The organism is Streptomyces fulvorobeus, assembly GCF_013167895.1.
GTDB lineage: Bacteria > Actinomycetota > Actinomycetes > Streptomycetales > Streptomycetaceae > Streptomyces > Streptomyces fulvorobeus.
On sequence record NZ_BLWC01000001.1, the window covers coordinates 1,592,395 to 1,616,121 of the forward strand.

Here is a 23,727-nt window from a genome sequence, read left to right on the forward strand (position 1 = left end):
CGACCGGCTGCGGGGTGCATTTCGATGGTTGATTCCTGGGTCAATTCCGCGGAGGTGCTCGGCACCGACCTACCGCTCGCCCTGTCCGGAACCGGCAGCCGGCGGGCCGTCCTGATGCGGGCGCTGCGCGAGGCGGTGCGCAGCGGGCGGCTCGCCCCGGGCACGCGCCTGCCGCCGTACCGTTCGCTCGCCGTCGATCTGGGACTGGCCCGCAACACCGTCGCCGACGCCTACGCGGAGCTCGTCGCCGAGGGCTGGCTGACCGCGCGCCAGGGGTCGGGCACCCGGGTCGCCGAGCGGGCGGCCCCCGTGACTCCCGTGCACCGGCAGCGGACCCGGCCCCGGACGGCCCGGCCGGTCCACGACCTGGTGCAGGGGAAGCCCGACCCCTCGGTCTTCCCCCGCACGGCGTGGCTGGCCTCGGCCAGGCGGGCGCTCACCGGGGCGCCGGACGACGCCTTCGGACCGGGTGATCCGCGCGGGCGCCCGGAGCTGCGGCGGGCCCTGGCCGGCTATCTGGCCCGGGTGCGCGGCGTCCGGACGGCGCCGGAGCACATCGTGCTCTGCTCGGGCGCCGCACACGGGCTGCGCCTGCTGGCGGACGTGCTGGGCGGGCCGTGGGCGGTGGAGGAGTACGGGCTGCCGTTCCACCGGGAGCTGCTCACCGCCCAGGGGTCGGCACCCGGCCGCTCCCCGTCGACGGGAACGGCGCCTTGGTGGGCGGGTTGCTGGGAGGTGACCGTGCGGTGCTGCTCACCGCCGCGCACCAGTTCCCGACGGGCGGGCCCCTGCACGCGGAGCGGCGTGCCGCCGTCGTCGACTGGGCGCGGGCGAGCGGCGGCGTGGTCGTGGAGGACGACTACGACGGCGAGTTCCGTTACGACCGCCAGCCGGTGGGCGCGGTGCAGGGCCTCGACCCGGACCACGTGGTGCTGCTGGGTTCGGTGAGCAAGAGCCTCTCCCCCGCGCTGCGGATCGGCTGGCTGGTGCTTCCGGAGCGGCTGGTGGAGGACGTCGTGGCGGCCAAGGGCGCGCGGGAGCAGTGGTCGAGCGCCACGGAGCAGCTGACGCTCGCGGACTTCGTCGCGTCGGGATCGTACGACCGCCAGGTGCGCCGGATGCGGCAGCGCCACCGGCGAAGGCGCGACCAGCTCGTGGCCGCCCTGGCCGAGCGGGCGCCGCATGTGCGGGTGTCCGGGATCGCGGCGGGGCTGCACGCGGTCCTGGAGCTGCCGCCGGGGACCGAGCACTCGGTGGTGCGGGCGGCGGCCTGGCAGGGGCTGGCGGTCGAAGGGCTCTCCGGCTACCTGCATCCGGCCGTGGCGGAAGGCGGGCGGGACGGGCTGGTCGTGGGGTACGCGACCCCCGCCGAGCACGCCTATCCGCCCGCCCTGGACGCCCTGTGCCGGGCGTTGCCACCGCCCGGGTGAGGACGCGGCCGCCCTGCGGAAGTCGCTTACGGAGGCCGCCTCACGGAGGTCAGACGCCGGGCGCGGGCGGCGGTCCGGCGTCGGCCCTGGTCTCGGCACCGGCCCTGGCCTCGGCCTCGGCCAGCAGCTCCGTCAGGCGCAGCCCGAACCGTACGTCGCAGGGGTGCGCCACTCCCGTACGCACCGCCTCGGTCAGCGCGTCCACCGCGCCGTGGAAGGCGCCCACCGCGTCGCCCCACTCCGGCAGGGTGACCACGCCGTGCTCGCCCCTCAGCTCGATCTCCACGCCCGCCGCCGCCACGGGCGCGCCCAGTCCGAGCGTCACCGTGCTCGATGCCCCGGAGGTGTGGCGCAGGACCAGGTGGGTGGTGTCGGAGGGGCCGGGGGCCGCGGTCACCCGGGTCACCTCGCCCAGTACCGGGATCAGCACCGACAGCACGTGGGGGCCGACGTCCCACAGGCCGCCCTTCTCCCGGCGCCAGGGGGAAGCGGCGTACTCGCTGGCCGCCTCCGGGGCGTAGAGCGCGCCGAGCCACTGGGCGCGTGCGGTGAACCAGCCGTCCAGCGCCGCCTGTTCGCCGATCCAGCGGGCCGTCTCCGGGGCGAACCGCAGGGTGCAGAAGACCACGGACGCGACGCCGGCCCGTTCCGCCGCTCCGGCGACTTCCCGCGCGCCCGCGACCGTGGTGGCGATCGGCTTGTCCATCAGCAGGTGGCAGCCGGCGGCGGCGGCGCGGACGGCCAGCGGGGCCTGGATGTCCGGCGGCAGCGCGAAGGCCACCGCGTCGCTCGCCGCGAAGAGCTCGTCGACGCCCGCCTCTGCGCTGTACGCCTTGGTGCCGTGGGCGGCGGCCAGCTCCTCCGCGGCTTCCGGGCGACGCCCCCAGACACCGCTGAGCCGGACGCCCGGGTGGCCGGCGAGGGCGGGGGCCTGGGTGTTGCGGGCCCAGGGGCCCGTGCCCAGCAGGCCGATCCGCAGCGGTGTGTTCGGAGCACTTGGTGTGGTCATGGGGCCAGTGTGCCGCCCGTACCGCCCCGTATACGACGCGGGCGCTCCACGCGCTCCCCGTCGTTCCGGTTACCGGCGCACGGAAGAGGTGCGGTTACGGAGGAAACCTCGGTAACACGGGGTTCACATTCGGGCAACGGCCGGGAAATCGCGTCTTGCGAAGCTGCGCGGCATAGACCGCAGCACCCCCCGAAGGATGGCTTCCGTGACGTTCAAGGCTGAGTACATCTGGATCGACGGCACCGAGCCGACCGCCAAGCTTCGCTCCAAGACGAAGATCATGGCCGGATCGCCCTCCACGGATGTGGCGGACCTGCCCATCTGGGGCTTCGACGGTTCGAGCACCAACCAGGCCGAGGGCCACGCCTCCGACCGGGTGCTGAAGCCGGTCTTCACGTGTCCGGACCCGATCCGCGGCGGTGACGACGTCCTCGTCCTGTGCGAGGTCTTCAACATCGACATGACGCCGCACGAGTCCAACACCCGTGCCGCGCTGCGTCCGGTCGCCGAGCAGTTCGCCGGCCAGGAGCCGGTCTTCGGCATCGAGCAGGAGTACACCTTCTTCGACGGCCACCGCCCGCTCGGCTTCCCCGAGGCCGGCTTCCCGGCCGCGCAGGGCGGCTACTACTGCGGTGTCGGCGCGGACGAGATCTTCGGCCGCGACATCGTCGAGAAGCACCTCGACAACTGCCTCAGGGCGGGCCTGGCCATCTCCGGCATCAACGCCGAGGTCATGCCCGGCCAGTGGGAGTTCCAGGTCGGACCGGTCTCCCCGCTGGAGGTCTCCGACCAGCTGTGGATCGCCCGCTGGCTGCTGTACCGCACCGCCGAGGACTTCGAGGTCTCCGCGACCCTGGACCCCAAGCCGGTCAAGGGCGACTGGAACGGCGCCGGCGCGCACACCAACTTCTCCACCAAGGCGATGCGCGAGGGGTACGAGGCGATCATCACCGCCTGCGAGTCGCTGGGCGAGGGCTCGAAGCCGCTGGACCACGTCAAGAACTACGGCGCGGGCATCGACGACCGTCTGACGGGTCTGCACGAGACCGCCCCGTGGAACGAGTACAGCTACGGCGTCTCCAACCGCGGCGCGTCGGTGCGCATCCCGTGGCAGGTCGAGCAGGACCGCAAGGGGTACATCGAGGACCGCCGCCCCAACGCCAACGTCGACCCGTACGTCGTCACGCGGCTCATCGTCGACACCTGCTGCACCGCGCTGGAGAAGGCCGGCCAGGTCTGATCCCGCTCTTCGTCCGTACGCGGGGGTGCCCACCGGATTCCGGTGGGCGCCCCCGCGTACGGACGGGTGTACCGACGGGTGAGAGGCCCTGCTGCCCCGGCCCGATGTCTGATTCAATGGGGGCATGGCCAGCTTCCAGCACATCTCGTCGGGTCGCAGCGACCTGGAGCCGTTCTGGCCCTCCCGTCAGCACCATGACTTCGACCGGGTGTGTCGCCGCGCGTGGAACGCGCAGGCCCTCTAAAGCCGCTCACCCCGGTCTTCGGCCCGCGCGTACGACGTACGTCCCAGACGACTCCTCGCGCGAAAGAGCTGACCCTCATGGCGAACACCCGTACCGTCTCCGCCCCTTCCGCCGGCCGCCCCTTCTCTCCCCACCGCCCCCGGCTGCGCTCCGTCGACGCCGACGAGGCCGTCCGGTTCTCCGACGTGGCCGAGCTGCTGCCGCCGGGAGCCACCTGGCTGCCCGCGCCTCAGCACACCCTGCCCGTGCTGCCGGGGCAGCCTGCGATGGTCGGCTATCTGGTGCTCGTACCGGCCGACCAGCAGCCGGTCGCGGACGAACCGGATGGCGGGCCCGTCCGTATCGACCCCGTCCGGCGCACCGCCGTGGTCGACGGTGTTCCGCTGGACCTCACCTATCTGGAGTTCGAACTCCTCGCCCATCTCGTGGCGTACCCCCACCGGGTCCACACCCGCGATCAGCTGGTGACCACGGTGTGGGGGTACGGGCACGTGGGCGACGGGCGCACCGTGGACGTCCATGTGGCCAGGCTGCGGCGGAAGCTGGGCGCACAGCACCGGGGCACGATCCAGACGATCCGGCGGGTCGGCTACAAGTACGCTCCCTGACCCCGCGGCCGGGGCGCCCCGCGGCCGGCGCACCCCGGGTGACAGGCGGCCACCGCTCCGGTGGCCGCCTGCTCGCGGTGCCGGTGTATTCGGATGCGAGGGCAGGGCCCGGGCGCCCGGCGGCCGGGAGCCCGCCGCCCCGCCCGGCAGGCTCAGCCCGTGAACCACCCCGCCGCGTCGAGACGGAACGCGTTCGCGGGCGCCATCGCGCGCAGACCGGCCTCGATCCCCGCGACGCGTTCGGCGCCGAGTGCCTCGACCCACCCCGCCCGGATGCGGTCGAACCCCTGGGCGGACCTGAGGAGCACCTCGGTGCCGCGTGAGGTGAGCCGTACGAGCTTGCGGCGGCCGTCCTGCGGATCGTCGACGCGCTCCACGTAGCCAAGGGCCTCCAGTCTCTCGACCGTCTTGCCCGCCGCCTGCTTGGACACCCCGAGCCGGCGGCCGACCTCGCCGGCGCTCGCGCCGTGCTGCCCGACGGCCTGGAGCGCGAAGCCGTAGGCGGGCCGCACGTCCGGGTGGCCGTGGGCGGTCAGCTCGCGGTGCAGCTCGTCGATGATCGAGCGGAACCCGGCGAACAGCAGCAGCGGCAGCTCGAAACCGGCGCCTCCCTCAGACTCAGTCATTACGCGACTCGGCAACTGGACTCACCTTTTCGTCAAACACATTGTCGAGTTTACGGCGAGAGGTGTCCATATCACCCCGACCACGCCGGACCCCCGCATGGCGGAGTGACCATCCCATCATTCGCTCGTTCTGCTGAACATGTCTCCCAGTCGAGCAGTGCCCTCCTCTGCCGGACGCCGCACGGTGGGAGCGGCGGGTCCTGAGCAGGCGGACGCGGCGCTGGTCGAGCACTACGCGCGGCTGACGCGGCTCGGGTATCTCGTGCTGCCGTCCTCGCTGGGCTGCGGCCGAAGGGTGCTCGTCGCACACCGGCTCGTCCAGCGGTCCCTGCCCCGGTCGCGTCAGGCGGGCGAGGCGGGCGGGCCGCCGTCACCGCGCGGGCCGGAAGGGGCGGCCGCGGTCGACCCGGGTTACGCGGATCTCCGGGTGCGGGTGGTGCGCGCGGCACTGGAGGCGCAGGGAGCGGCGGGGCGGGGCCGGGCCCGGTGGGTGCGGGGGGCGTCCTTGCTGCCCCAGGTGTGGGGGCTCCGGTTGTTCCCGCGCTCGGGCGGCGCCGACGAACTCGCCCTGGAGGAGACGCTGTCCGCGCTCCCGGGGCCGTGCCGGGCCGCCCATGTGCTGCGCGCTCTGGAGGGCCTGGCGGACGGGGAGGTGTGCCGGGTGCTCGCTGCCGCCGGGGTCGCGGACCCGGGTGCGGCGCTGCGGGAGGCGGACGCGGTGACCGCGCCCCACGCGCTGCTGGCGTCCCCGGAGTTCGACCCCTGTTCGTTGCAGGCCCGGCCCACCGATCTGCTGTGCCGGCGCCGGCGGGCGCGGGCCGCGCTGGCCGGGTTCGGGGCGCTGGTCGCGTGCGGGGCACTGCTCGTGATGCCGGGGGGCGGCTGGGGGCCGGACGGTGCCTCCGCCACCGCTTCCGTACGCGACCCGGTGAACCGGCGGGCCCTGGAACCGGCCGCCCTGCTGCGGGTCCCGCCGACGTCCTGGCAGCGCTCGGTCCGTACCGACTTCACGGTCTGGCCCGCTCGCGGCGACCGCACCCGGGATCGCGGACTGCTCCGCCGGGCGCTCGGCGTCTGGGCCCTGCCCGGCCCCGGCGACCGGTCCACCGCGACACCTGGCACGCCCACCGGACCTCCGATGGGACCCCCGCAACTGCTGTACGCGGGAGTGGTCGACGAGGCCGCGGTGGTGCTGTTCCACGACGGGCTGCGCATCGTGCGCTATGCCGAGCCCCGGGGGCCCGGCCGGGCCAGGGGTGCCGTGCTCGACTTCGCCCGGGTCGACGGCGCGGACGCGGTGGGCTCGAACGCCCTGGTCGTGGGGCGCTCGCCCGGCCGGGTCCGCTATCTGACGGCCCCCTGGGTGCGCGCGGTCGCCGTACGGGACCTGCTGGCACCGGGCGCGGCGCCCCGCCCGCTGGTGCGTGACGCCCACGGGGTGACCGGTCCGCTGGCCGGGCACGGGGACCCCGCCGGGCGCTGCCGTTCCTGGGAGGCCCTGGAGGTGCGGGACGCGCAGGCCGTCCGGCTGATGAGCGACCTCGGGGAGCTGACTCCGGTCCGGCTGACGTCGGGTGCCCCGTCCGCCGTCCACGACGTGTCCGGGCGGGCCGAGCGGAGGAGCTGGGCGCGCACCGCCTATCTGCTGTCCTCCGTCCGGGCGGGCGGCGTCCGCTCGGTGAACGCCTGGCTGTTCGCGCGCCAGACGCTGCCCGAGGGCAACGGGGCGGCGCGGTGGCTCTGCGTCCGCGCGGAGACCTGGCGGGGTACGGGGAGCCGGGTCCTGGCCGAGTTCCAGGCTCCGGCGGAGCCGTCCGCCCCGGGGACGGTGGCGGCGCGTGCGGAGGACTCCCGGGCGTGCGGTCCGCGCGAGCCGCGCGTGCTGGCCGGTGTGCTCTGGAAGTCGGCGGGCGGGCGGTGGTACGTGGTGGCCGCGGGGTCCGGGGAGTTCGCCTCGCTGTCCGCCACCGGGGGCGTGGTGGGCAGTTCCCGCGGCCGTCTGCTGACCGTGCCCGCCCGCGCCGGAGACCGGGCCGAGCTCAACGGCAGGCTGGCTGACGGACGCAGGGCCGGGGCCCTGCGCTGAGCGCCGGGGCGCGGCCCCGAGGGAGTGCGCCGCACACTCCTGTCCTTCGCTCGCGTCCCCTGCTGGTACGCCTCCGGCTGACGGGCGACGGCCTGTCGGCCCGCCGGCCCGGCGCTCTCCGGGGCGCGTACACCGTCGCGCCGCGCTCGGTGCTTCTCCGCCTTCCGCGCTGCCGCGAGCGGACGGCCGGTCCTCGACCGCTGACGGCTCCAGCGGCCCTCCACGGCTAGGCTGGTGGCATGACGACCGGGGTGCGGCGCAGGATGGGCGTCGAAGAACGCAAGCAGCAGTTGATCGGCGTCGCGCTGGAGTTGTTCAGCCACCGCTCCCCCGACGAGGTGTCGATCGACGAGATCGCGGCTGCCGCCGGCATCTCGCGGCCGCTCGTCTACCACTACTTCCCGGGCAAGCAGAGCCTGTACGAGGCGGCGCTCGGGCGGGCGGCCGACGAGCTCGCGGACCGGTTCCTGGAACCGCCCGAGGGGCCGCTCGGCGCCCGGCTGCTGCGGGTGATGGGCCGCTTCTTCGACTTCGTCGAGGAGCACGGCCCCGGTTTCTCCGCGCTGATGCGCGGCGGTCCCGCGGTCGGCTCCTCGACGGCGAACGCCATGATCGACGGGGTGCGGCAGGCCGCGTACGAGCAGATCATCAACCACCTCGGTGTCCAGGACCCGCCCGCCCGGCTCGAGTTGGTCGTACGCTCCTGGGTCTCCCTCGCCGAGTCGACGGCCCTGCTCTGGCTCGACGGGCGGCGCATCCCCCGGTCCGACCTGGAGATGCAGCTCGTGCACGACTTCGCCGCGCTGGCCGCGGTGAGCGCCGCCTACGACCAGGAGATGGCCGAGGTCGTGCTGCGGGTCCTCTCCCAGGAGCCGGCGGACGGCCCGTTCGGGGAGCTGCTCACACGCCTGGCGGCGCTGGCGCCGGCCGTACCCCCGCAGCGACGGCTGTGAGGCGCCCGCCGGTTCAGCTCTTGCGGTAGGACGGGTCCAGCTCCCGGGTCTCGGCCGACGCGTGGACCACGAGGTCGTCGGCGGTCTTCAGATACCCGGCCAGCAGGGCGAGGACGGACTCGGTCAGCCGCGCCCTGGTCTCCGGCGTACGGCCGGACAGCAGACCGATGGAGATGTGCACGATCGCGTCCCCCGCGGGCGCCTCCCCGACGACGGACTCCTCCACCCGCCGGAACCGGGTCTTGCAGTTGGCGGCCTTGGTGGTGACGGTCCCGGCGACCATCGGGTGCAGGGCGAGGGCGAAGCCGCGGCGGTCGAAGGTGTCGTCGAGCTCGGCGGAGTAGTCGACGGTGATCTGCGGCATCAAGCGCTCCTGGGTACGGTCCGGCGGGTTGTCGGACCTCAGCCTTACGGTGATCGCCTGGACAGCACAAGCCCGGTCGCGGTCCGGGTCCCGGTGAGGGGACGGCCCGCGACCGGGCGGTGGGGTGCCGGGCTCGTCAGCGCTGCGAGAAGACGGCGACCGTGCGTCCGGGGACGGTGAAGGTGCCGGTCTCCCTGTCGTACGCGGACGTGCGTACGGTGGCGTCGGCTCCCGCCGCCTGGACCGGGTGCAGGGCGTACGCCGTGCCCGCCCGGTCCGCGAGGCGCTGCTTCTCGGAGCCGGGGGTCGCGTTGATGACGACGACCAGCTTGCCGAGGCGCATCGTGATCACGCCGGGAGTCTCGTCCGTACCCGAGAGCGGGAACGACAGCGCGGCCTGGACGTGCTCGGTGGTGGGGAGGGAGAACTCCTTCTCGGTGGTCCGGATGGTGAGCAGGTCGCGGTAGGCGGCGGAGGCCCCGTCGATCTGCGGGCAGCCCATGGTGAGTGCGGGGTCGGCCAGCAGCGGCTTGGCGTAGGACCACTTGTCCTTGTTGTCGGCGGCGGGCGGGAGCCCCCGGCCGAACCCGTTGCCGTCGCGGCAGTCCCAGTGCAGTGCGTTGAACCAGTCACCGCTGTCGTAGGAGTTGCGGTCGAGCGACTTCGAGCGCAGCAGGTCGGTGCCCGCCTGGGAGAGCGAGGGGCCCTGCGAGAGCGTGGACGCCGCCATCGCAAGTACCTGCATCCGCGCCCGGTCGGCGGCCGAGGTGCCGGCCGGGAGCTTGAAGGCGAGTGCGTCGTACAGGGTCTCGTTGTCGTGGGCGTCGGAGTAGGCGACGGCGTCGCCGGGGGCCGCCGCGTATCCGGCGGGCGCCCCGTTGTAGTCGACGTCGGAGCCCCTGACCGTACGGCCACCGCTGTCGGTGAACGTGTAGTCGGCGAGGTTGCCGGTCAGCCCGACCTTGATCAGGTCCTGGTAGTGCAGCAGCCGGGCCCTCTGCTCGGCGGGGGTGCCGTTGGCCTTGGAGGTGTTCGGGTCGGTGTGGAGCCCGCTGGCGAAGCCCTGGACACCGGGGTCCTCGTCGAAGGGGCCGCCGCCGCGCACGGCGTCGCGGGCCCGGTCGGAGAAGGTGGCGACGCCGGTGCCCGCCATGTGCTTCTGGGTGGCCTGGACGAAGCGGGCGTCGTCGGCGATCTCACCGAAGTTCCAGCCCTCCCCGTACAGGACGATGTTCTTCCCGTCGACGCCGTCCCGGGCGGGGGTCAGCTCGTCGAGGGCCTTGCGGACCGCGAGGATGTTGGCCTTGGGGTGGTGTCCCATCAGGTCGAAGCGGAAGCCGTCGACCTTGTACTCCTTCGCCCAGGTGACGACCGAGTCGACGACGAGCTTGCCCATCATCGTGTTCTCGGGCGCGGTGCCGGCGCAGCAGGTGGAGGTGGCGACGGAGCCGTCCTCCAGGAGCCGCTGGTAGTACCCGGGAACGATGCGGTCGAGCACCGACTTGTCGTCCTGGCCCCAGGCGACGGTGTGGTTGTAGACGACGTCCATGACGGTGCGCAGTCCGGCGCCGTTGAGCCCCTGCACCATCCGGCGGAACTCGACCGTGCGCTCGGTGCCGTCCGGGTCGGAGGCGTAGGAGCCCTCGGGGACGGTGTAGTGCAGTGGGTCGTAGCCCCAGTTGAAGGCGTCCTTGGCCGCGGCCTTCGCCACGCAGTCCTGCTGTTCCTCGGAGTCGGGGGCGTACACGGACAGGTCGCAGGCGGGCCTGTGCTGGTCCGCCTTCTTCTCGGGGATGGTCCCGATGTCGAAGGCGGGCAGCAGGTGGACATAACCGGTGCCGGAGTCGGCGAGCCGCCTCAGGTGCTTCATCCCGTCCGAGCGGGTGTCGGTGAAGGCCAGGTACTCACCGGGGTGCTCCGACGTCCTGTCCGCGACCGAGAAGTCGCGGATGTGGAGCTCCTGGATCTGGGCGTCCCGCAGCGGGACGGCGGCGGGTTTCCTCAGTCCGGCCCAGCCGCGCGGGGCGAGTGTCGGGTCGGCCAGGTCGACGACCAGGCTGCGGGCGGAGTCGGCGGTCAGCGCGGTGGAGTACGGGTCGGTGACCTTGTTGGTGACGATTTTCTGGACGGTGGGCGCCCAGACCTTCACGACGTACCGGTAGGGCTTGCCGTGCCAGTTCCTCTTCCCCGTGACGGACCAGACGCCGGTGCGGTCGTCGCGCCGCATCGGCACGGACGCGCCGTCCAGTTCGAGCGAGACCGTACGGGCGGTGGGCGCCCAGACGGACAGGGTGGGGCGGCCGTGCCGGAAGACCGGGCCGAGGGCGGCGCCGCCGGCCCGCTCCCCGTACAGGGCGTCGAGCACACCGGCTGTCTGCACCCCGGTCGCGGCGAGCAGGGCTCCGTTCGCGGCGCGCTGGGTGGCGACGATCTGGCCGCGCAGGGAGTCGCGCACCCTGTCCCGGTCGCGTACGTCGACGGTGAACGCGGGATAGTCCCTGAGGTGCGGGAACTTCGCCTTCTGCGCCTCGGTGAGCGTCGAGGCGTTGAGCCGCAGCCACCGGCCCTCGTCGGAGAGCGCGCCGTCGACGACGGAGATCCCGCCGTCCTTCGCGTACACGAGCTGCTGGCTGGTGGCGTCGGTGGACTTCACCTTCCAGACGACGGTGTCGCTGTCGATCCACTGGGCCGCGGCCTCGGTGAGGTCGGGGGCGGGGCCCCCGCCTGCCTGCGGCAGGAGGTATCCGGGCGTGCCGCCGAGCATCCAGACCTCGTGCCCGTGCGACGCGAGGTCGAGGGACTGGTCGCCTGGGAGGTCCTTCTCGTCACCCTTGTGGAGGATGTAGCTGAGCGAGGTGGCGCCTTCGGTGAGCGGGACCTCGAAGGTGACGCCGTAGGTGTCCTTCCGCACCGGCTGGAGGGGCTTGGCCCAGTCGGTGGGGTTCTTCGCCCCGGTCCAGGTGTGCAGTCCCCAGCCGTCGTAGTCGCCGTCCGGGCGGTGGTAGTTGAGGACGGCCCTGGTGGTGTCCTGGGGCGGTTCGGCGCCGTCGGGCGCCTCGTCGGCCTGGCCGTCCTCGCCCTGCTCGATCCATACCTGACCGGTCCTCGCGAGGTCGACACGGCGCTGCGGGCCGTCGGCGGCGCCGTCCTTCTCCACGGTGTACGGGACGGTGGAGGCGCCCTCCTCGACCGCGATCCAGGCGAACGCCCCGTAGGCGTCCCGCCCGGCGAAGTCGGCCGTCTTCTCCCCGGACTTCAGCTGCCAGCCGTCGTAGTCGCCGTCCGCGCGCCGGTAGTGGACGACTGCGTGGTCACGCTCCACGGCGACGGGCCTCTCCGGCGGCGGGGCCTGGCCCGCCGTGGACGAGGCGGACGCACTGGCGGTTCGGCCCGTCCGGTCGACGACAACGGCCTTGTAGCGCAGGGGGTTCCGGCCGCGACCGAGCGGTCCAGATACTGGGTGACCTTGTAGGGGGCGTGGTCGGCGGAGCCGAGCGTGCGCCACTTCCCGTCGCCGGTCTGCGCCGCGAGGACGACGCGGTTGAGCTGTCCGCCCTCGACGTCGGCGGTGACCTCCACGGTGCCGGTGGCCCCGGCGGCGGGCGCCTTCAGGGTGATGGCCGGCGCGGCGCCCGGGGTGCCCAGCGGCCGGTCGGCGCGCAGCACGGTGCTGCCGAGCGCCGGCACGGTGACGCTGAGCCGTTTGTCGGCGCCGCTGCGGCTGACTCCCGAACCTCCGTACAGCGTACGGAAGTTCATACCGGCCGACTCGGTGGACAGTTCGACGGTCCGGGGCTCGGCGGCGTTGTTGGTGGCCACGACGTACTCGTACGGGCGCTTGGGGTCCGTACGGGAGAAGGCGTGGACGGAGCCTTGCGCGTACCGCTCGGTCTGGACGCCGTCACGCAGGGCCGGGTGCTCCCTGGTGAGCTGGGACAGGGCGGCGATGGAGCGGTAGAGGGGGTGCTGGGTGTCGTACGCGTCGGAGGCGTGCGTACGGTCCGTGCCGAGCTGGTCGTCGTCGAGGTAGTCGGCGGTCCTGGAGGCGAAGAGGGTCTGCCGGGCGTCCTTGTCGCCGCCCGCGCCGGTGAAGCCCTGTTCGTCGCCGTAGTAGACGACCGGGTTGCCGCGGCCCAGGAACATCAGCTCGTTGGCGAGGCGGGCCCGCTTCACCAGTTCGGCGTCGTCCGCTCCCGGGTTGTCCTGCTCGACGAAGGTGCCGATGCGGCCCATGTCGTGGTTGCCGAGGAACGTGACCTGCTCGTAGGCGTTGGCCTTGTCCGTGGTGTAGCGGTAGTCGCGGCCGTAGACGGCGGCGAGCCTGGAGGCCGGGGCGCCCTGGGAGGCGTACTGGCGTGCCGCCTCCTGGAAGGGGAAGTCGAGCGTGGAGTCCAGCCGTCCGCGCGTCACGTAGGGCGAGGTGATCGCGGTGTCCGCGGAGTAGACCTCACCGAACATGAAGAAGTCGTCCCGGCCCTGCTCGGCCGCGTAGTCGTCCAGGGCGGTCGCCCACTGGGTCCAGAAGTCCAGGTCGACGTGTTTGACGGTGTCGATGCGGAAGCCGTCGATGTCGAAGTCGCGGACCCACTTCCGGTAGATCTCCGCCATGCCGGAAACCACCTCGGGACGCTCGGTCCAGAGGTCGTCGAGGCCGGAGAAGTCGCCGTACTCGGTGGACTCGCCCGCGTAGGTCGAGTCGCCGCGGTTGTGGTACATCGTGGGGTCGTTGAGCCAGGCGGGCACCTTGGTGCCGGCGTCCGTGCTCCGGGGGGTGTACGGGAAGGAGTCCTCGTCCACCCTCGCCATGCCGGCGGTGTCGTCGAACGGGCGGCCGTCCCGGTCGAGGTAGGGGAAGGCACCCTTGGGCTTGTAGCCGTACTCCTTCTCGGCGTAGTCGACGGTGTCCGCTGTGTGGTTGGTGATGACGTCGAAGAAGACCTTCATGCCCTTGCCGTGGGCCTTGTCGATCAGCGTCGACAGGTCGGCGTTGGTCCCGAAGTGCGGGTCCACCTGGGTGAAGTCGGTGATCCAGTAGCCGTGGTAGCCGGCCGAGGCGTCCTTGCCCGTGCCCTGCACGGGGCGGTTCTTGAAGATCGGGGCGAGCCAGATGGCGGTGGTGCCGAGACCCTTGATGTAGTCGAGCCTCCGCGTCAGGCCCTTCAGGTCCCCGCCCTGGTAGAACCCCTTGTCGGTGGGGTCGTACCCGGTCTCCAGCCGGGTGCCGGTCAGCCCGCCGCGGTCGTTGGAGGTGTCGCCGTTGGCGAACCGGTCGGGCAGCACGAAGTAGAACTGCTCGCGGGTCAGGTCGTGCCTGGCGGGTTCGGCGGCCAGCTTCGCGTCCGACGGCGGGCCGGGAGGCTTCGGCGCGGCGGACGCCGACGCGGCCGGCACGACGGGCATGAGAGCCACGCACAGGGCGGCGACGGCTCCCCGTCTGAGGGTGGTACGGGACACGGGGACGGTCTCCTTGGGTGGGTCGGGGAGTCGGTGGTTCCTGCGGCGCCCGGGACCCGGGCGCGCGCCCGGCTCCCGGGCGCGCACTCGGGTCCGCAGGAGGTCAGGCGCGCCAGACGTCGGCCGTCAGCGCGACCTTGCCGGTGGCGGGGACCGTGGCCGTGCGGTTGGCGCCGCTCTCCCAGGTCACGTTGCCGCTCGCGTCCTTGCGGACGTACTTGTACGCGAAGGCCGTTCCCGCCGGCAGGCTCACGTCGAGATTCCAGACGGGGTACGCGGCCGGGTCGAGCTTCGGCGCGTTGGCGGTGTTCCAGCCGCCGAGGGCGGGCTGGTCGCCGGTGACGTGGATGCTCTGGCCGGACTGGGTGGTGGCGTTGACGCCGAAGGAGGCACCGGATGTGCCGGTTCCGGGGCCGGTGCCACCGCCGCAGGTGCGGGCGTTGGCGTGCAGGGCGACCGCCGTGCCGGCACCGAGCGTGGCCGTGAACTGGCCGGAGCCGTTGACCGTGACGCCCTTGCCGGACTGGACGTCGCAGTAGTCACCGGCGGGCAGCCCGGTCTGGAACGTACGGGTGAGCGAGGAGCCCTCGTGGTTGATCGCGACGTACGCCTTGGTGCCACGGCCGAACGCGATCTGGTCGCCGCCGTTGTCCCACCAGTGGGAGAGCGCCTGGCCACGGGCCGCGTTGCGGAAGCCGACCATGGAGGAGATCTCCCGCCAGGCGTGCTGGCACTTCCAGCCGTCGCTGTAGCAGGCGTTCACCTGACCGCCGTTGGGCGGTCCGGCGTCGTGGTTGCTGAACTCGTAGCCGGAGTGGACGTCCGGGGCGCCGTAGGGGTAGGCCAGCATGAAGACACCGGCCAGGGTGTACTTCGAGCCGTCCTTGTAGTTCAGGGTGTCGCCGCCCCGCTCCGTGTCGTGGTTGTCCACGAACACGGCCGACCTGGCCGAGTCCATGAATCCCCAGCCGGCGCCGAAGTTCTTCAGGTTGGCGAGGTTCTCGTTGTTGAAGACCTGCTTGAGGCTGCGGCCGTACCGGAACTCCTGGACGTCGCCGCTGCCGAGGTACTCCGAGGGCGAGACCGCCTCGCCCGCACCGTGGATCGCCTCGTGCTTCCAGTACACGCCCGGGTTGCTCAGCCGGGACTTGATGTCGGCCAGGTCGGCGGCGGGCATGTGCTTGGCCGCGTCGATCCGGAAGCCGTCGACCCCGAGGGAGAGCAGGTCGTTGAGGTAGGCGGCGATCCTGCCGCGCACGTAGTTCTCGCCGGTGTCCAGGTCGGCCAGGCCGACCAGTTCGCAGTTCTGTACGTTGCCCCGGTCGCCGTAGTTGCTGATCTGCGACTGGCAGTCGTTCAGGTCGTTCACCGAGTAGACGCCCGGGTAGTCGTACTTGGTGTACGGGCTGCCGCCGGTACCGGTGCCCGACCCCGCCGACATGTGGTTGATGACGGTGTCGGCGATGACCTTGACGCCCGCGCCGTGACAGGCGGCGACCATGGCCGAGAAGGCCGCACGGTTGCCGAGACGCCCGGCGATCTTGTAGCTGACCGGCTGGTAGGACGTCCACCACTGGCTGCCCTGGATGTGCTCCTGGGGCGGCGAGACCTGGACGAAGCCGTAGCCCGCCGGGCCGAGGCTCTCCTTGCACGCCTTGGCTATGGAGTCGAACTTCCACTCGAACATCACGGCGGTGACGTCCTTGTCGCCCGGACCTGCCGCCTGGGCGGTGCCTGCCGTGCCGAAGCCGGTGGGGACGGCGAGGACGGCGGCGCCTGCCACGAGGGCGAGTGCGGCAGACAGAGATCTGCGTGCCATGTCTTTTCTCCTGCTGTGGGGGAAACGCGGGGTGACGGACAGCCTCACGTGACAACGCGCCGTGCCTCAAAGGCTCATGAAGGTTCTTGCTGCAAGAATGCAAACCTTGCCGCGGAGCAGACCGTACGAGCCCGCCCCGCCCGGGTCAACCCTTTGCGCATCCGCCGTTCACATCCTCGAAACCGGCCAGATTTCTTTCTGCAAGCTCTTTCGCAAAATATTGCGGGCCTGTTACGTTCTACCGACTCCGGTCCGGCCGGCCGGGGGTCCCGGCCGCTTCGGCGCCGGGCCCCACGCGCCCGGCCGGCCGGGCCGGTCACGACAGCGAGAGGCACCCGGAGTCGCTCAACTCCCCGCCGGCCCATCCCGGGCCGACTCCGGTGCCTCTCCTGTACGTCGCCGCCCGTCCCGCCCGCCCTCAGCGCAGACGGACCGCCGCGGTGGACCCCCGTACGACCAGCTCCGGCTGGAACACGTACTCCGTGCGCTGCACAGGGCTTCCGCCGATCTCCTCCAGCAGGGCCCCCACCGCCGCCGCCGCCATGGCCTGCACGGGCTGGCGCACGGTCGTCAGCGGCGGGTCGGTGAACGCGATCAGCTGCGAGTCGTCGAAGCCGACAACCGAGACGTCACGCGGTACGTCGAGCCCTCTCCCCCGGGCGGCGCGCACCACGCCGAGGGCCATCAGGTCGCTGCCGCAGACGATGCCCGTACAGCCACGGTCGAGCAGGGCGCCCGCCGCCACCTGGCCGCCCTCCACGCCGAACAGCGTGGAGCAGACCAGGAGTTCGGCCTCGGCGGGGGACAATCCGAGCAGGGAGACCGCCGACTCGACGAAGCCGTCCCGCTTGCGGCGGGACGGCACATAACGCTGCGGTCCGATCGCCAGACCGATCCTGCGGTGGCCGAGCGCGGCGAGGTGCCCGACCGCCATCCGGACGGCGGCGGCGTCGTCGGGCGAGACGAACGGAGCGCTGATCCGCTCGTTGTAGCCGTTGATCAGGACGAACGGCACGCCCCGGTCGGACAGGGCGGCGTAGCGCGCCGGGTCCGCCGAGAGGTCGGCGTGCAGCCCGGACAGGAAGACGATGCCGCCGACCCCGCGTTCGACGAGCTGCTCGACGAGCTCGTCCTCCGTGGCGCCGCCGGGGAGCTGGGTGCAGAGCACCGGGGTGTAGCCGTGGCCGGCCAGGACCTGCTCGACGGACTGCGCGAACGCGGGGAAGATCGGGTTGGTGAGTTCGGGAGTCACCAGTCCGATCAGGCCGGCGCTGCGCCGGCGCAGCCGTACGGGCCGTTCGTAACCGAGGATGTCGAGCGCCGCGAGCACCCGCTGACGCGTGGTGTCCGCGACGCCCGGCTTCCCGTTGAGCACCCGGCTGACGGTCGCCTCGCTGACCGCCGCCTGTCCGGCGATGTCGGAGAGCCGCAGCGCTCCGCCGGTGCGGGGTGCGGGGAGCGTCACACCGTCCACCACACCGTGGTCTCGGCGGGCAGCTCGAACTCGGCTCCGTCGGCGCTCACGGGCGCGCTGCTCAGCAGCACACTGCCGCGGACCGGCATCCGCACCGGGCGGGCGGTGGTGTTGACGGTGCAGACGAAGCCGGGGCGCGCGAAGACGAGGACGCCTTCGGGGGCGTCCAGCCACTCCACGGCGGTTCCGGCGCCGAGGCCCGGGTGGGCGCGGCGGGCGGTGATCGCCGCGCGGTACAGCTCCAGGGTGGAACCCTCCACACCGGTCTGCGCCTCGACGGAGAGCTCGCCCCAGCCGGCGGGCTGGGGCAGCCAGCTGCCGCCCTCGCCGAAGCCGTACGAGCTGCCGCCGCGGGTCCACGGGATCGGCACCCGGCAGCCGTCGCGGAAGCCGTCCTGGCCCTCCGCGCGGAAGAACGACGGGTCCTGGCGTGCCTCGTCGGGCAGGTCGGTGACGTCGGGCAGGCCGAGCTCCTCGCCCTGGTAGACGTAGGCGGAGCCGGGCAGTGCCAGCATCAGCAGGGTCGCGGCGCGGGCGCGGCGCAGACCCGTCTCGCGGTCGCCCGCTGTGCGGATCTGGGTGCCGAGGCCCGGCGGGTTGGCGAAGCGGGTGGCGTGCCGGGTCACGTCGTGGTTGGAGAGCACCCAGGTGGTCGGGGCTCCGACCGGACGCATGGCGTCGAGCGAGGTGTCGATGACCTTGCGCAGCTCGGCGGCGTCGAAGGCGGTGCCGAGGTACTGGAAGTTGAACGCCTGGTGCATCTCGTCGGGGCGTACGTAGTTGGCGGTGCGCTCGACGGTGGGCGTCCACGCCTCGGCGACGGCGATCCGCTCACCGGGGTACTCGTCGAGGATGACGCGCCAGCTGCGGTAGATCTCGTGCACCCCGTCCTGGTCGAAGAACGGCATGACATCGTTTCCGAGCAGCTTCAGCTGGTCGTGCGCGCCGAGGTCGGGCAGGCCCTCGGCCTTGACGAGGCCGTGGGCGACGTCGACGCGGAAGCCGTCGACGCCCATGTCGAGCCAGAAGCGCAGGATCGAGCGGAACTCGTCGGCGACGGCGGGGTGTTCCCAGTTGAAGTCGGGCTGCTCGGGGGCGAAGAGGTGGAGATACCAGTCGCCGGGCGTGCCGTCCGGGTCGGTGATCCTGGTCCAGGCGGGGCCGCCGAAGATGGACTCCCAGTCGTTGGGCGGCAGTTCACCGTTCTCGCCCTTGCCGGGGCGGAAGTGGTAGCGGTCGCGCAGGGCCGAGCCGGGGCCCTCGGCGAGGGCGCGCCTGAACCAGTCGTGCTGGTCGGACGAGTGGTTGGGCACCAGGTCGACGATGATGCGCAGGCCCAGCGCGTGGGCCTCGCGGATCAGGGCGTCGGCGTCCAGCAGCGTGCCGAACATCGGGTCGATGGCCCGGTAGTCGGCGACGTCGTAACCGGCGTCCGCCTGCGGCGAGGCGTAGAAGGGGCTGAGCCAGACCGCGTCGACACCGAGGCTCCTGAGGTACGGGAGACGAGCGGTGACGCCTGGCAGATCGCCCATGCCGTCGCCGTTGCCGTCGGCGAAGCTCCGTGGATAGACCTGGTAGATCACCGCGTCCTGCCACCAGCCGGTGCGGTGGCCCGGGGCGCCGTCGGACGTGCCGGTGGAGGGGGCAGCGAGGTGCTGGGTCATGTCGTCCCTGGGGTGTCGGGTGGGGAGCGGCGCCGCGACCGGGTCGGGGTCCCGGCGCCGCTGTGACTGGTGCGATCGGTCGTACGTCGTGCGGCGGGCTCTCAGCCCTTGACGGCTCCGGCGGACATGCCGGTCACCAGGTGGCGCTGGGCGAAGAGGAAGACGAGCGCCGCCGGTATCGCGATGAGTACGGACGCGGCGGTCATCGGACCCCACTGGGCGCCGTACTGGTTGACGAACTTCTGGAGTCCGCCGGCGAGCGTGAGGTTCTCGTCGCCGACCATGAAGGCGGAGGCGTACGCCACCTCGCCCCAGGCGGTGATGAAGGAGTAGAACGCGGTGACGGCGAGTCCGGGCTTGGCGAGCGGCAGGATGAGCCGCCAGAACGTGCCGAACGGGGTGAGGCCGTCGACCTGTCCCGACTCGTCGATCTCCCGCGGGATGGTGTCGAAGAAGCCCTTCATCATCCAGGCGCAGAACGGCACTGAGATGGTGAGGTAGGTGATCACGAGACCGGCGGGCTGGTTGAGCAGCCCGATGCTCGACATGATGTTGTAGATCGGCACGATGAGGACGGCGACCGGGAACATCTGGGTGATCAGCAGCGTCCACATCAGCCCCCGCTTGCCGGGGAAGCGGAAGCGGCTGACGGCGTAGCCCGTGGTGGCGGAGACGAACACACCGATGACGGTGGAGAGCCCCGCGATGATCACGGAGTTGCCGAACCAGCTGAGGAACTCGGTGTCCCGGATGAGGTTCGTGTAGTTGACGAACGTCGTGTCGCGGAAGAAGTCCGTCGTCGTCGCGTACTTGGCGGGCTTCAGCGAGGTCAGCAGGACCCAGAGCACCGGGAAGACCGCGATGACGGACGCGATGACCAGGGTGAGGTGCAGCCCCGCCGAGGCGAGCGGGGAGCGGTCGCCGCGCTGCCGCGGCTTGCGGACGGTGTTCCGGCCGGTGGTTTCCGTGACGGTGGTCACCAGTTGTCTCCCTGCGTGCGGAGCACTCGCCGGTAGACGACGGCGAAGAGCATCAGGAGTACGAGGATCAGCACACCCCAGGTGGAGGACTGCGCGAAGTCGCGCGGGCTGATCTCGAAGGAGAATTTGTACGCCTGGGTCACCAGGATCTGGGTGGCTTCGCCGGGTCCGCCGCGGGTCAGCAGGAAGATGACCGGGAACATGTTGAAGGTCCAGATGGTGGAGAGCAGGATCACCGTGGTCGAGACCGGGCGCAGCCCGGGGAGGGTGATGTGGCGGAACCGCTGCCAGGGGGTGGCGCCGTCCATCTCCGCGGCCTCGTACTGCTCCGAGGGGATGGACTGCAACCCGCCGAGCAGGGCGACCATCATGAACGGGACGCCGAGCCAGACGTTGACGGCGATGACGGAGAACTTGGCCCAGGTGGGGTCGTTGAGCCACGGCACGCCGTCGACGCCGGCGCCACCGAGGATCTTGTTGAGCAGCCCGCGGTCCTCGTTGTAGAGGAAGCGCCAGGCGAAGACCGAGACGAAGCCGGGGATGGCCCAGGGGAGGATGAGTGCCATCCGGTAGGCGGAGCGCCCGGCGAAGCGCCGGTTGAGCATGTTGGCGAGGACCATGCCGAGGCAGAACGTGATGCTCACACAGGAGACCGTCCACACCAGCGTCCAGCCGAGCGTGCCGAGGAACTGGGTCCCTGTCAGTGCGTCGACGTAGTTGTCCGCACCCACGAACTCGTAGGTGGCGGGCATCTGGTTGACGCCGATGGACCGGGCGACGTTGCGCTCGTCGGCGTCCGTCAGGGAGAGCCAGACGCCGCGGACCAGCGGATAGCCGATGATCACGCCGATCACGAGGACGACGGGGGCGACCATCGTCCAGGCGTACCAGTGGACCGACAGAGCCCGCCGGAGCCTGCTCGGCGGCGGGGGGTTACCAGTGCCGCGGCTCCGGCCGCGGGCGACGTCGTCGCCCGCGGCCTTCGCCACCGACTGGCTGGTGTGGACAGCCATCAGCCGGCCTGCCTTCCTGGGTTACTTCCAGCCCTTGAGGAGCTTGCGGTAGGAGTCACCGGTGGCCGAAGCGGCCTTCTCCGGCGTGGTCTGGCCGGTGAGGACCTTGGTGTACTCGGTGACGAGCGGCGCGAAGAGGCTGCCGGTCTCCGGAATCCAGGGGCGCTCGACGGCGGTCTCGACGACCGGCTTGAAGAAGCCGACGATCTCGCTGTCCACCGCCTGCTGCTTGGCGTACGCGGAGGTGCGGGTGGGCAGCAGGTTCAGCTCTCCCGCGGTCTGCGCCTGGGTCTCCACGGACGTCATGTACTCGACGAAGGCGTAGGAGGCGTCGAGGTTCTCGGAGCCCGCGTACACGGCGAGGTTGTGGCCGCCCTGCGGGGCTCCGTGACCGGCGGTGCCGGCCGGGACCGGGGCGATGCCCAGGTTCGCCTTGTCCGCGAACTCGGCGCCCGCGAGCGTGTCGGCCACGGCCCACGGGCCGTTGATCATCATCGCGACCTTGCCGTCCTTGAACGACGACTGCATGTTCTCCCAGCCGTCGGTGGCGTCGGTCTTGGCGGCGCCGGAGTCCACGAGGTCCTTGACGACCTCGAACGCCTTGACGCCCTGGGGCTTGTCCACGGTGACGGCCTTGTCGGCCGCGTCGACCAGGTCGCCGCCCTCTCCGTACAGGAAGGAGAGGAACCAGTAGGCGTCGTCACCGCGCAGGTAGAGGCCGGTCTTGCCGGTCTTGTCCTTGATCTTCTTGGAGACGGTCTTCAGGTCGGCGATCGACGCCGGGACCTCGACACCGGCCTCCTTGAAGATCTTCTTGTTGTAGAAGACGCCCATGGAGTCGATCACCTGCGGGACCGCGTACGTCTTGTCCTTGTACTTCGTCGACGCGGCGGCCTGCTTGAGGAAGTCGTCCTGGTCCTTCAGCGCGCTGGTGCCGTCCAGCGGCGCCAGGTAGCCGAGGTCGGCGAACTCCGGCGTCCAGGCGACCTCGGAGCGGATCACGTCGGGGGCGCCGGCGCCGGCCTGCGCGGCGTTCTTGAACTTGTTCTGCGCTTCACCGAACGGCACGTTGACGTACTTGACGTCGACCTTCGGGTGCTTCTTCTCGAAGCCCTCCGCCAGCTTCTTGAAGACCTTGTCCTCGCTGCCGACGGTGGAGGTGTCCCACCAGGTCACCGTGCCGGAGAGCTCTCCCGAACTCTTGCCGCCCTCGGGCTTGTCATCGCCGCCGCAGGCGGTCGCCGCGAGCGCCAGGGCCGCAACCAGGGCGGTGGCCGTTATGCCACGTCGCATCTGAACTCCTTCAACTGCCGTACCGCTCCGTCGCGGCGCCGGGTCGTCGAGAACGTAACAAGGATGAAAGACGACCGAAAGACCTTGCGGAAGATTTCTGCAAGGCCCGGTGATCGTTACATCCGCGTGTCCTCAAGGTTGCCGTCAGGACTCTTGACGAGAGCGTCGTACCCCTGCACATCGCAGGCCACACACCGTATGTCCGCAGTGCGACCATGTGACCGCGATCTACGAAGAGGGCTCGCAAGACCTTGCAAAATGTTGCCGCGCACGCACCGGGAACCCTCCGCCCGCCGGGTCCGGAGCAGCCCGTACGGCCGATTCCCGCACCCGGTGGGCAATCCGACACGGGCCCGGTACAGTCGCCTTCCATGACCGCACGGCTTGCCGACATCGCAACTCAGGCGGGGGTCAGCGAAGCTACGGTCAGCCGCGTACTGAACGGCAAACCCGGGGTTGCCGCTGCCACCCGTGAATCCGTCCTCGCGGCGCTCGACGTCCTCGGGTACGAACGCCCGGTGCGCCTGCGCAGGCGCAGCGCGGGCCTGGTCGGCCTCATCACCCCCGAGCTGGAGAACCCGATCTTCCCGGCGCTGGCCCAGGTCATCGGCCAGGCGCTGACGCGGCAGGGTTACACACCGGTGCTGGCGACCCAGACTCCCGGCGGCTCCACCGAGGACGAGCTCACGGAAATGCTGGTGGACCGGGGCGTCTCGGGCATCATCTTCGTCTCCGGACTGCACGCCGACACCTCCGCCGACATGCAGCGCTACGAACAACTGCGCGCACAGGGTGTCCCCTTCGTCCTCGTCAACGGTTTCTCGGCCAAGGTCCAGGCGCCCTTCATCTCCCCCGACGACCGCGCCGCGATGCGGCTCGCGGTCACCCACCTGGTCGCGCTGGGGCACCGGCGGATCGGCCTGGCGGTGGGCCCCAAGCGCTTCGTGCCCGTGCTCCGCAAGATCGAGGGGTTCCACGGCACGATGCGGGAGCAGCTGGGCCTCACCTCCGAGGAGGTGGAGGAGTTGGTCCAGCACTCCCTGTACACGCTGGAGGGCGGCCAGGCCGCCGCCTCCGCGCTGATGGAGCGGGGCTGCACCGCGGTGGTGTGCGCGAGCGACATGATGGCGCTCGGCGCCGTCCGGGCCGCCCGCCGGCTGTCGCTGGAGGTGCCGCGCGATCTCTCGGTGGTGGGCTACGACGATTCGCCGCTCATAGCGTTCACCGATCCCCCGCTGACCACGATCAGGCAGCCGGTGACGGCGATGGGCCAGGCCGCGGTGCGTACGCTGCTGGAGGAGATCGGCGGGACGCCCGCCCCGCACAGCGAGTTCGTCTTCATGCCCGAACTGGTGGTACGCGGCTCGACGGCGTCCGGTCCCGGGCCCGGCACCGCCGCTCCCGCCCGCTCGTGAGATGCCGGGTGTGCGACCGGATCCCGACCGGAGGATGATCGGGGAGTGTGGGATG

14 protein-coding genes and 2 pseudogenes are annotated in these 23,727 nt (G+C 71.7%); 6 read left to right on the forward strand and 10 right to left on the reverse strand.

Annotated features, from left to right (window positions below; genetic code table 11):
- The first annotated feature begins 24 nt into the window (after nt 1-24).
- Nucleotides 25-1,430: pseudogene (pdxR, locus tag Sfulv_RS07175) on the forward strand (MocR-like pyridoxine biosynthesis transcription factor PdxR).
- 49 nt (nt 1,431-1,479) lie between these two features.
- Here pdxR and Sfulv_RS07180 read toward each other — a convergent pair.
- Nucleotides 1,480-2,439 (reverse strand): Gfo/Idh/MocA family protein, encoded by a 960-nt coding sequence (locus Sfulv_RS07180; RefSeq protein ID WP_173312896.1) that lies wholly within the window; start codon nt 2,437-2,439, stop codon nt 1,480-1,482.
- Between the two features lie 205 nt (nt 2,440-2,644).
- Between Sfulv_RS07180 and glnII the strand changes: the two genes are divergently transcribed.
- On the forward strand, nt 2,645-3,679 hold the full coding sequence (glnII, locus tag Sfulv_RS07185; RefSeq protein WP_173312898.1) for a glutamine synthetase: 1,035 nt from the start codon (nt 2,645-2,647) through the stop codon (nt 3,677-3,679).
- A 321-nt stretch (nt 3,680-4,000) separates the two neighbouring features.
- Complete coding sequence (locus Sfulv_RS07190) at nt 4,001-4,531, forward strand: winged helix-turn-helix domain-containing protein (protein WP_173312900.1); 531 nt, start codon at nt 4,001-4,003, stop codon at nt 4,529-4,531.
- Nucleotides 4,532-4,683: 152 nt separating this feature from the next.
- On the opposite strand, the gene Sfulv_RS07195 is transcribed toward Sfulv_RS07190, so the two are convergent.
- On the reverse strand, nt 4,684-5,157 hold the full coding sequence (locus Sfulv_RS07195) for a MarR family winged helix-turn-helix transcriptional regulator (protein WP_173312902.1): 474 nt from the start codon (nt 5,155-5,157) through the stop codon (nt 4,684-4,686).
- Between the two features lie 139 nt (nt 5,158-5,296).
- Here Sfulv_RS07195 and Sfulv_RS07200 point away from each other — a divergent pair, with 139 nt between their 5' ends.
- Entirely contained in the window at nt 5,297-7,243 is a 1,947-nt protein-coding gene (locus Sfulv_RS07200) for a hypothetical protein (RefSeq protein ID WP_173312904.1), read from the forward strand.
- A 239-nt stretch (nt 7,244-7,482) separates the two neighbouring features.
- Nucleotides 7,483-8,196 carry a TetR/AcrR family transcriptional regulator gene (locus tag Sfulv_RS07205; RefSeq protein ID WP_173312907.1) on the forward strand — a complete coding sequence of 238 codons (714 nt, stop codon included), beginning with the start codon at nt 7,483-7,485 and terminating at the stop codon, nt 8,194-8,196.
- Nucleotides 8,197-8,209: 13 nt separating this feature from the next.
- Here the strand turns inward: Sfulv_RS07205 and Sfulv_RS07210 are convergent, their stop codons facing one another.
- The 8 genes and pseudogenes from Sfulv_RS07210 to Sfulv_RS07245 form a co-directional block, all read right to left on the reverse strand.
- Nucleotides 8,210-8,560: a 5-carboxymethyl-2-hydroxymuconate Delta-isomerase gene (locus Sfulv_RS07210; protein WP_173312909.1), complete on the reverse strand. Its 351-nt coding sequence runs from the start codon at nt 8,558-8,560 to the stop codon at nt 8,210-8,212.
- A 136-nt stretch (nt 8,561-8,696) separates the two neighbouring features.
- Nucleotides 8,697-13,960 (reverse strand): annotated as a pseudogene (gene pulA / locus Sfulv_RS07215) (pullulanase-type alpha-1,6-glucosidase).
- A gap of 157 nt (nt 13,961-14,117) precedes the next feature.
- Nucleotides 14,118-15,833, reverse strand: coding sequence for a carbohydrate-binding module family 20 domain-containing protein (locus Sfulv_RS07220; RefSeq protein ID WP_173312911.1), 1,716 nt, complete (start codon nt 15,831-15,833; stop codon nt 14,118-14,120).
- Nucleotides 15,834-16,251: 418 nt separating this feature from the next.
- Nucleotides 16,252-17,310, reverse strand: coding sequence for a LacI family DNA-binding transcriptional regulator (locus tag Sfulv_RS07225; protein ID WP_173312913.1), 1,059 nt, complete (start codon nt 17,308-17,310; stop codon nt 16,252-16,254).
- Nucleotides 17,295-18,971, reverse strand: a complete 1,677-nt coding sequence (locus tag Sfulv_RS07230) for a glycoside hydrolase family 13 protein (RefSeq protein ID WP_173312915.1) — start codon at nt 18,969-18,971, stop codon at nt 17,295-17,297. Before Sfulv_RS07230 ends, Sfulv_RS07225 begins: the two co-directional genes overlap by 16 nt.
- A 101-nt stretch (nt 18,972-19,072) precedes the next feature.
- Nucleotides 19,073-19,951, reverse strand: coding sequence for a sugar ABC transporter permease (locus tag Sfulv_RS07235; protein ID WP_173312917.1), 879 nt, complete (start codon nt 19,949-19,951; stop codon nt 19,073-19,075).
- Nucleotides 19,948-20,964 carry a carbohydrate ABC transporter permease gene (locus Sfulv_RS07240; RefSeq protein ID WP_173312919.1) on the reverse strand — a complete coding sequence of 339 codons (1,017 nt, stop codon included), beginning with the start codon at nt 20,962-20,964 and terminating at the stop codon, nt 19,948-19,950. The genes Sfulv_RS07235 and Sfulv_RS07240 overlap by 4 nt, the downstream gene beginning before the upstream one ends.
- A gap of 21 nt (nt 20,965-20,985) precedes the next feature.
- Nucleotides 20,986-22,257: an extracellular solute-binding protein gene (locus Sfulv_RS07245; RefSeq protein ID WP_173312921.1), complete on the reverse strand. Its 1,272-nt coding sequence runs from the start codon at nt 22,255-22,257 to the stop codon at nt 20,986-20,988.
- 371 nt (nt 22,258-22,628) lie between these two features.
- Between Sfulv_RS07245 and Sfulv_RS07250 the strand changes: the two genes are divergently transcribed.
- On the forward strand, nt 22,629-23,672 hold the full coding sequence (locus Sfulv_RS07250; RefSeq protein ID WP_173312923.1) for a LacI family DNA-binding transcriptional regulator: 1,044 nt from the start codon (nt 22,629-22,631) through the stop codon (nt 23,670-23,672).
- Nucleotides 23,673-23,727: the final 55 nt, after the last annotated feature.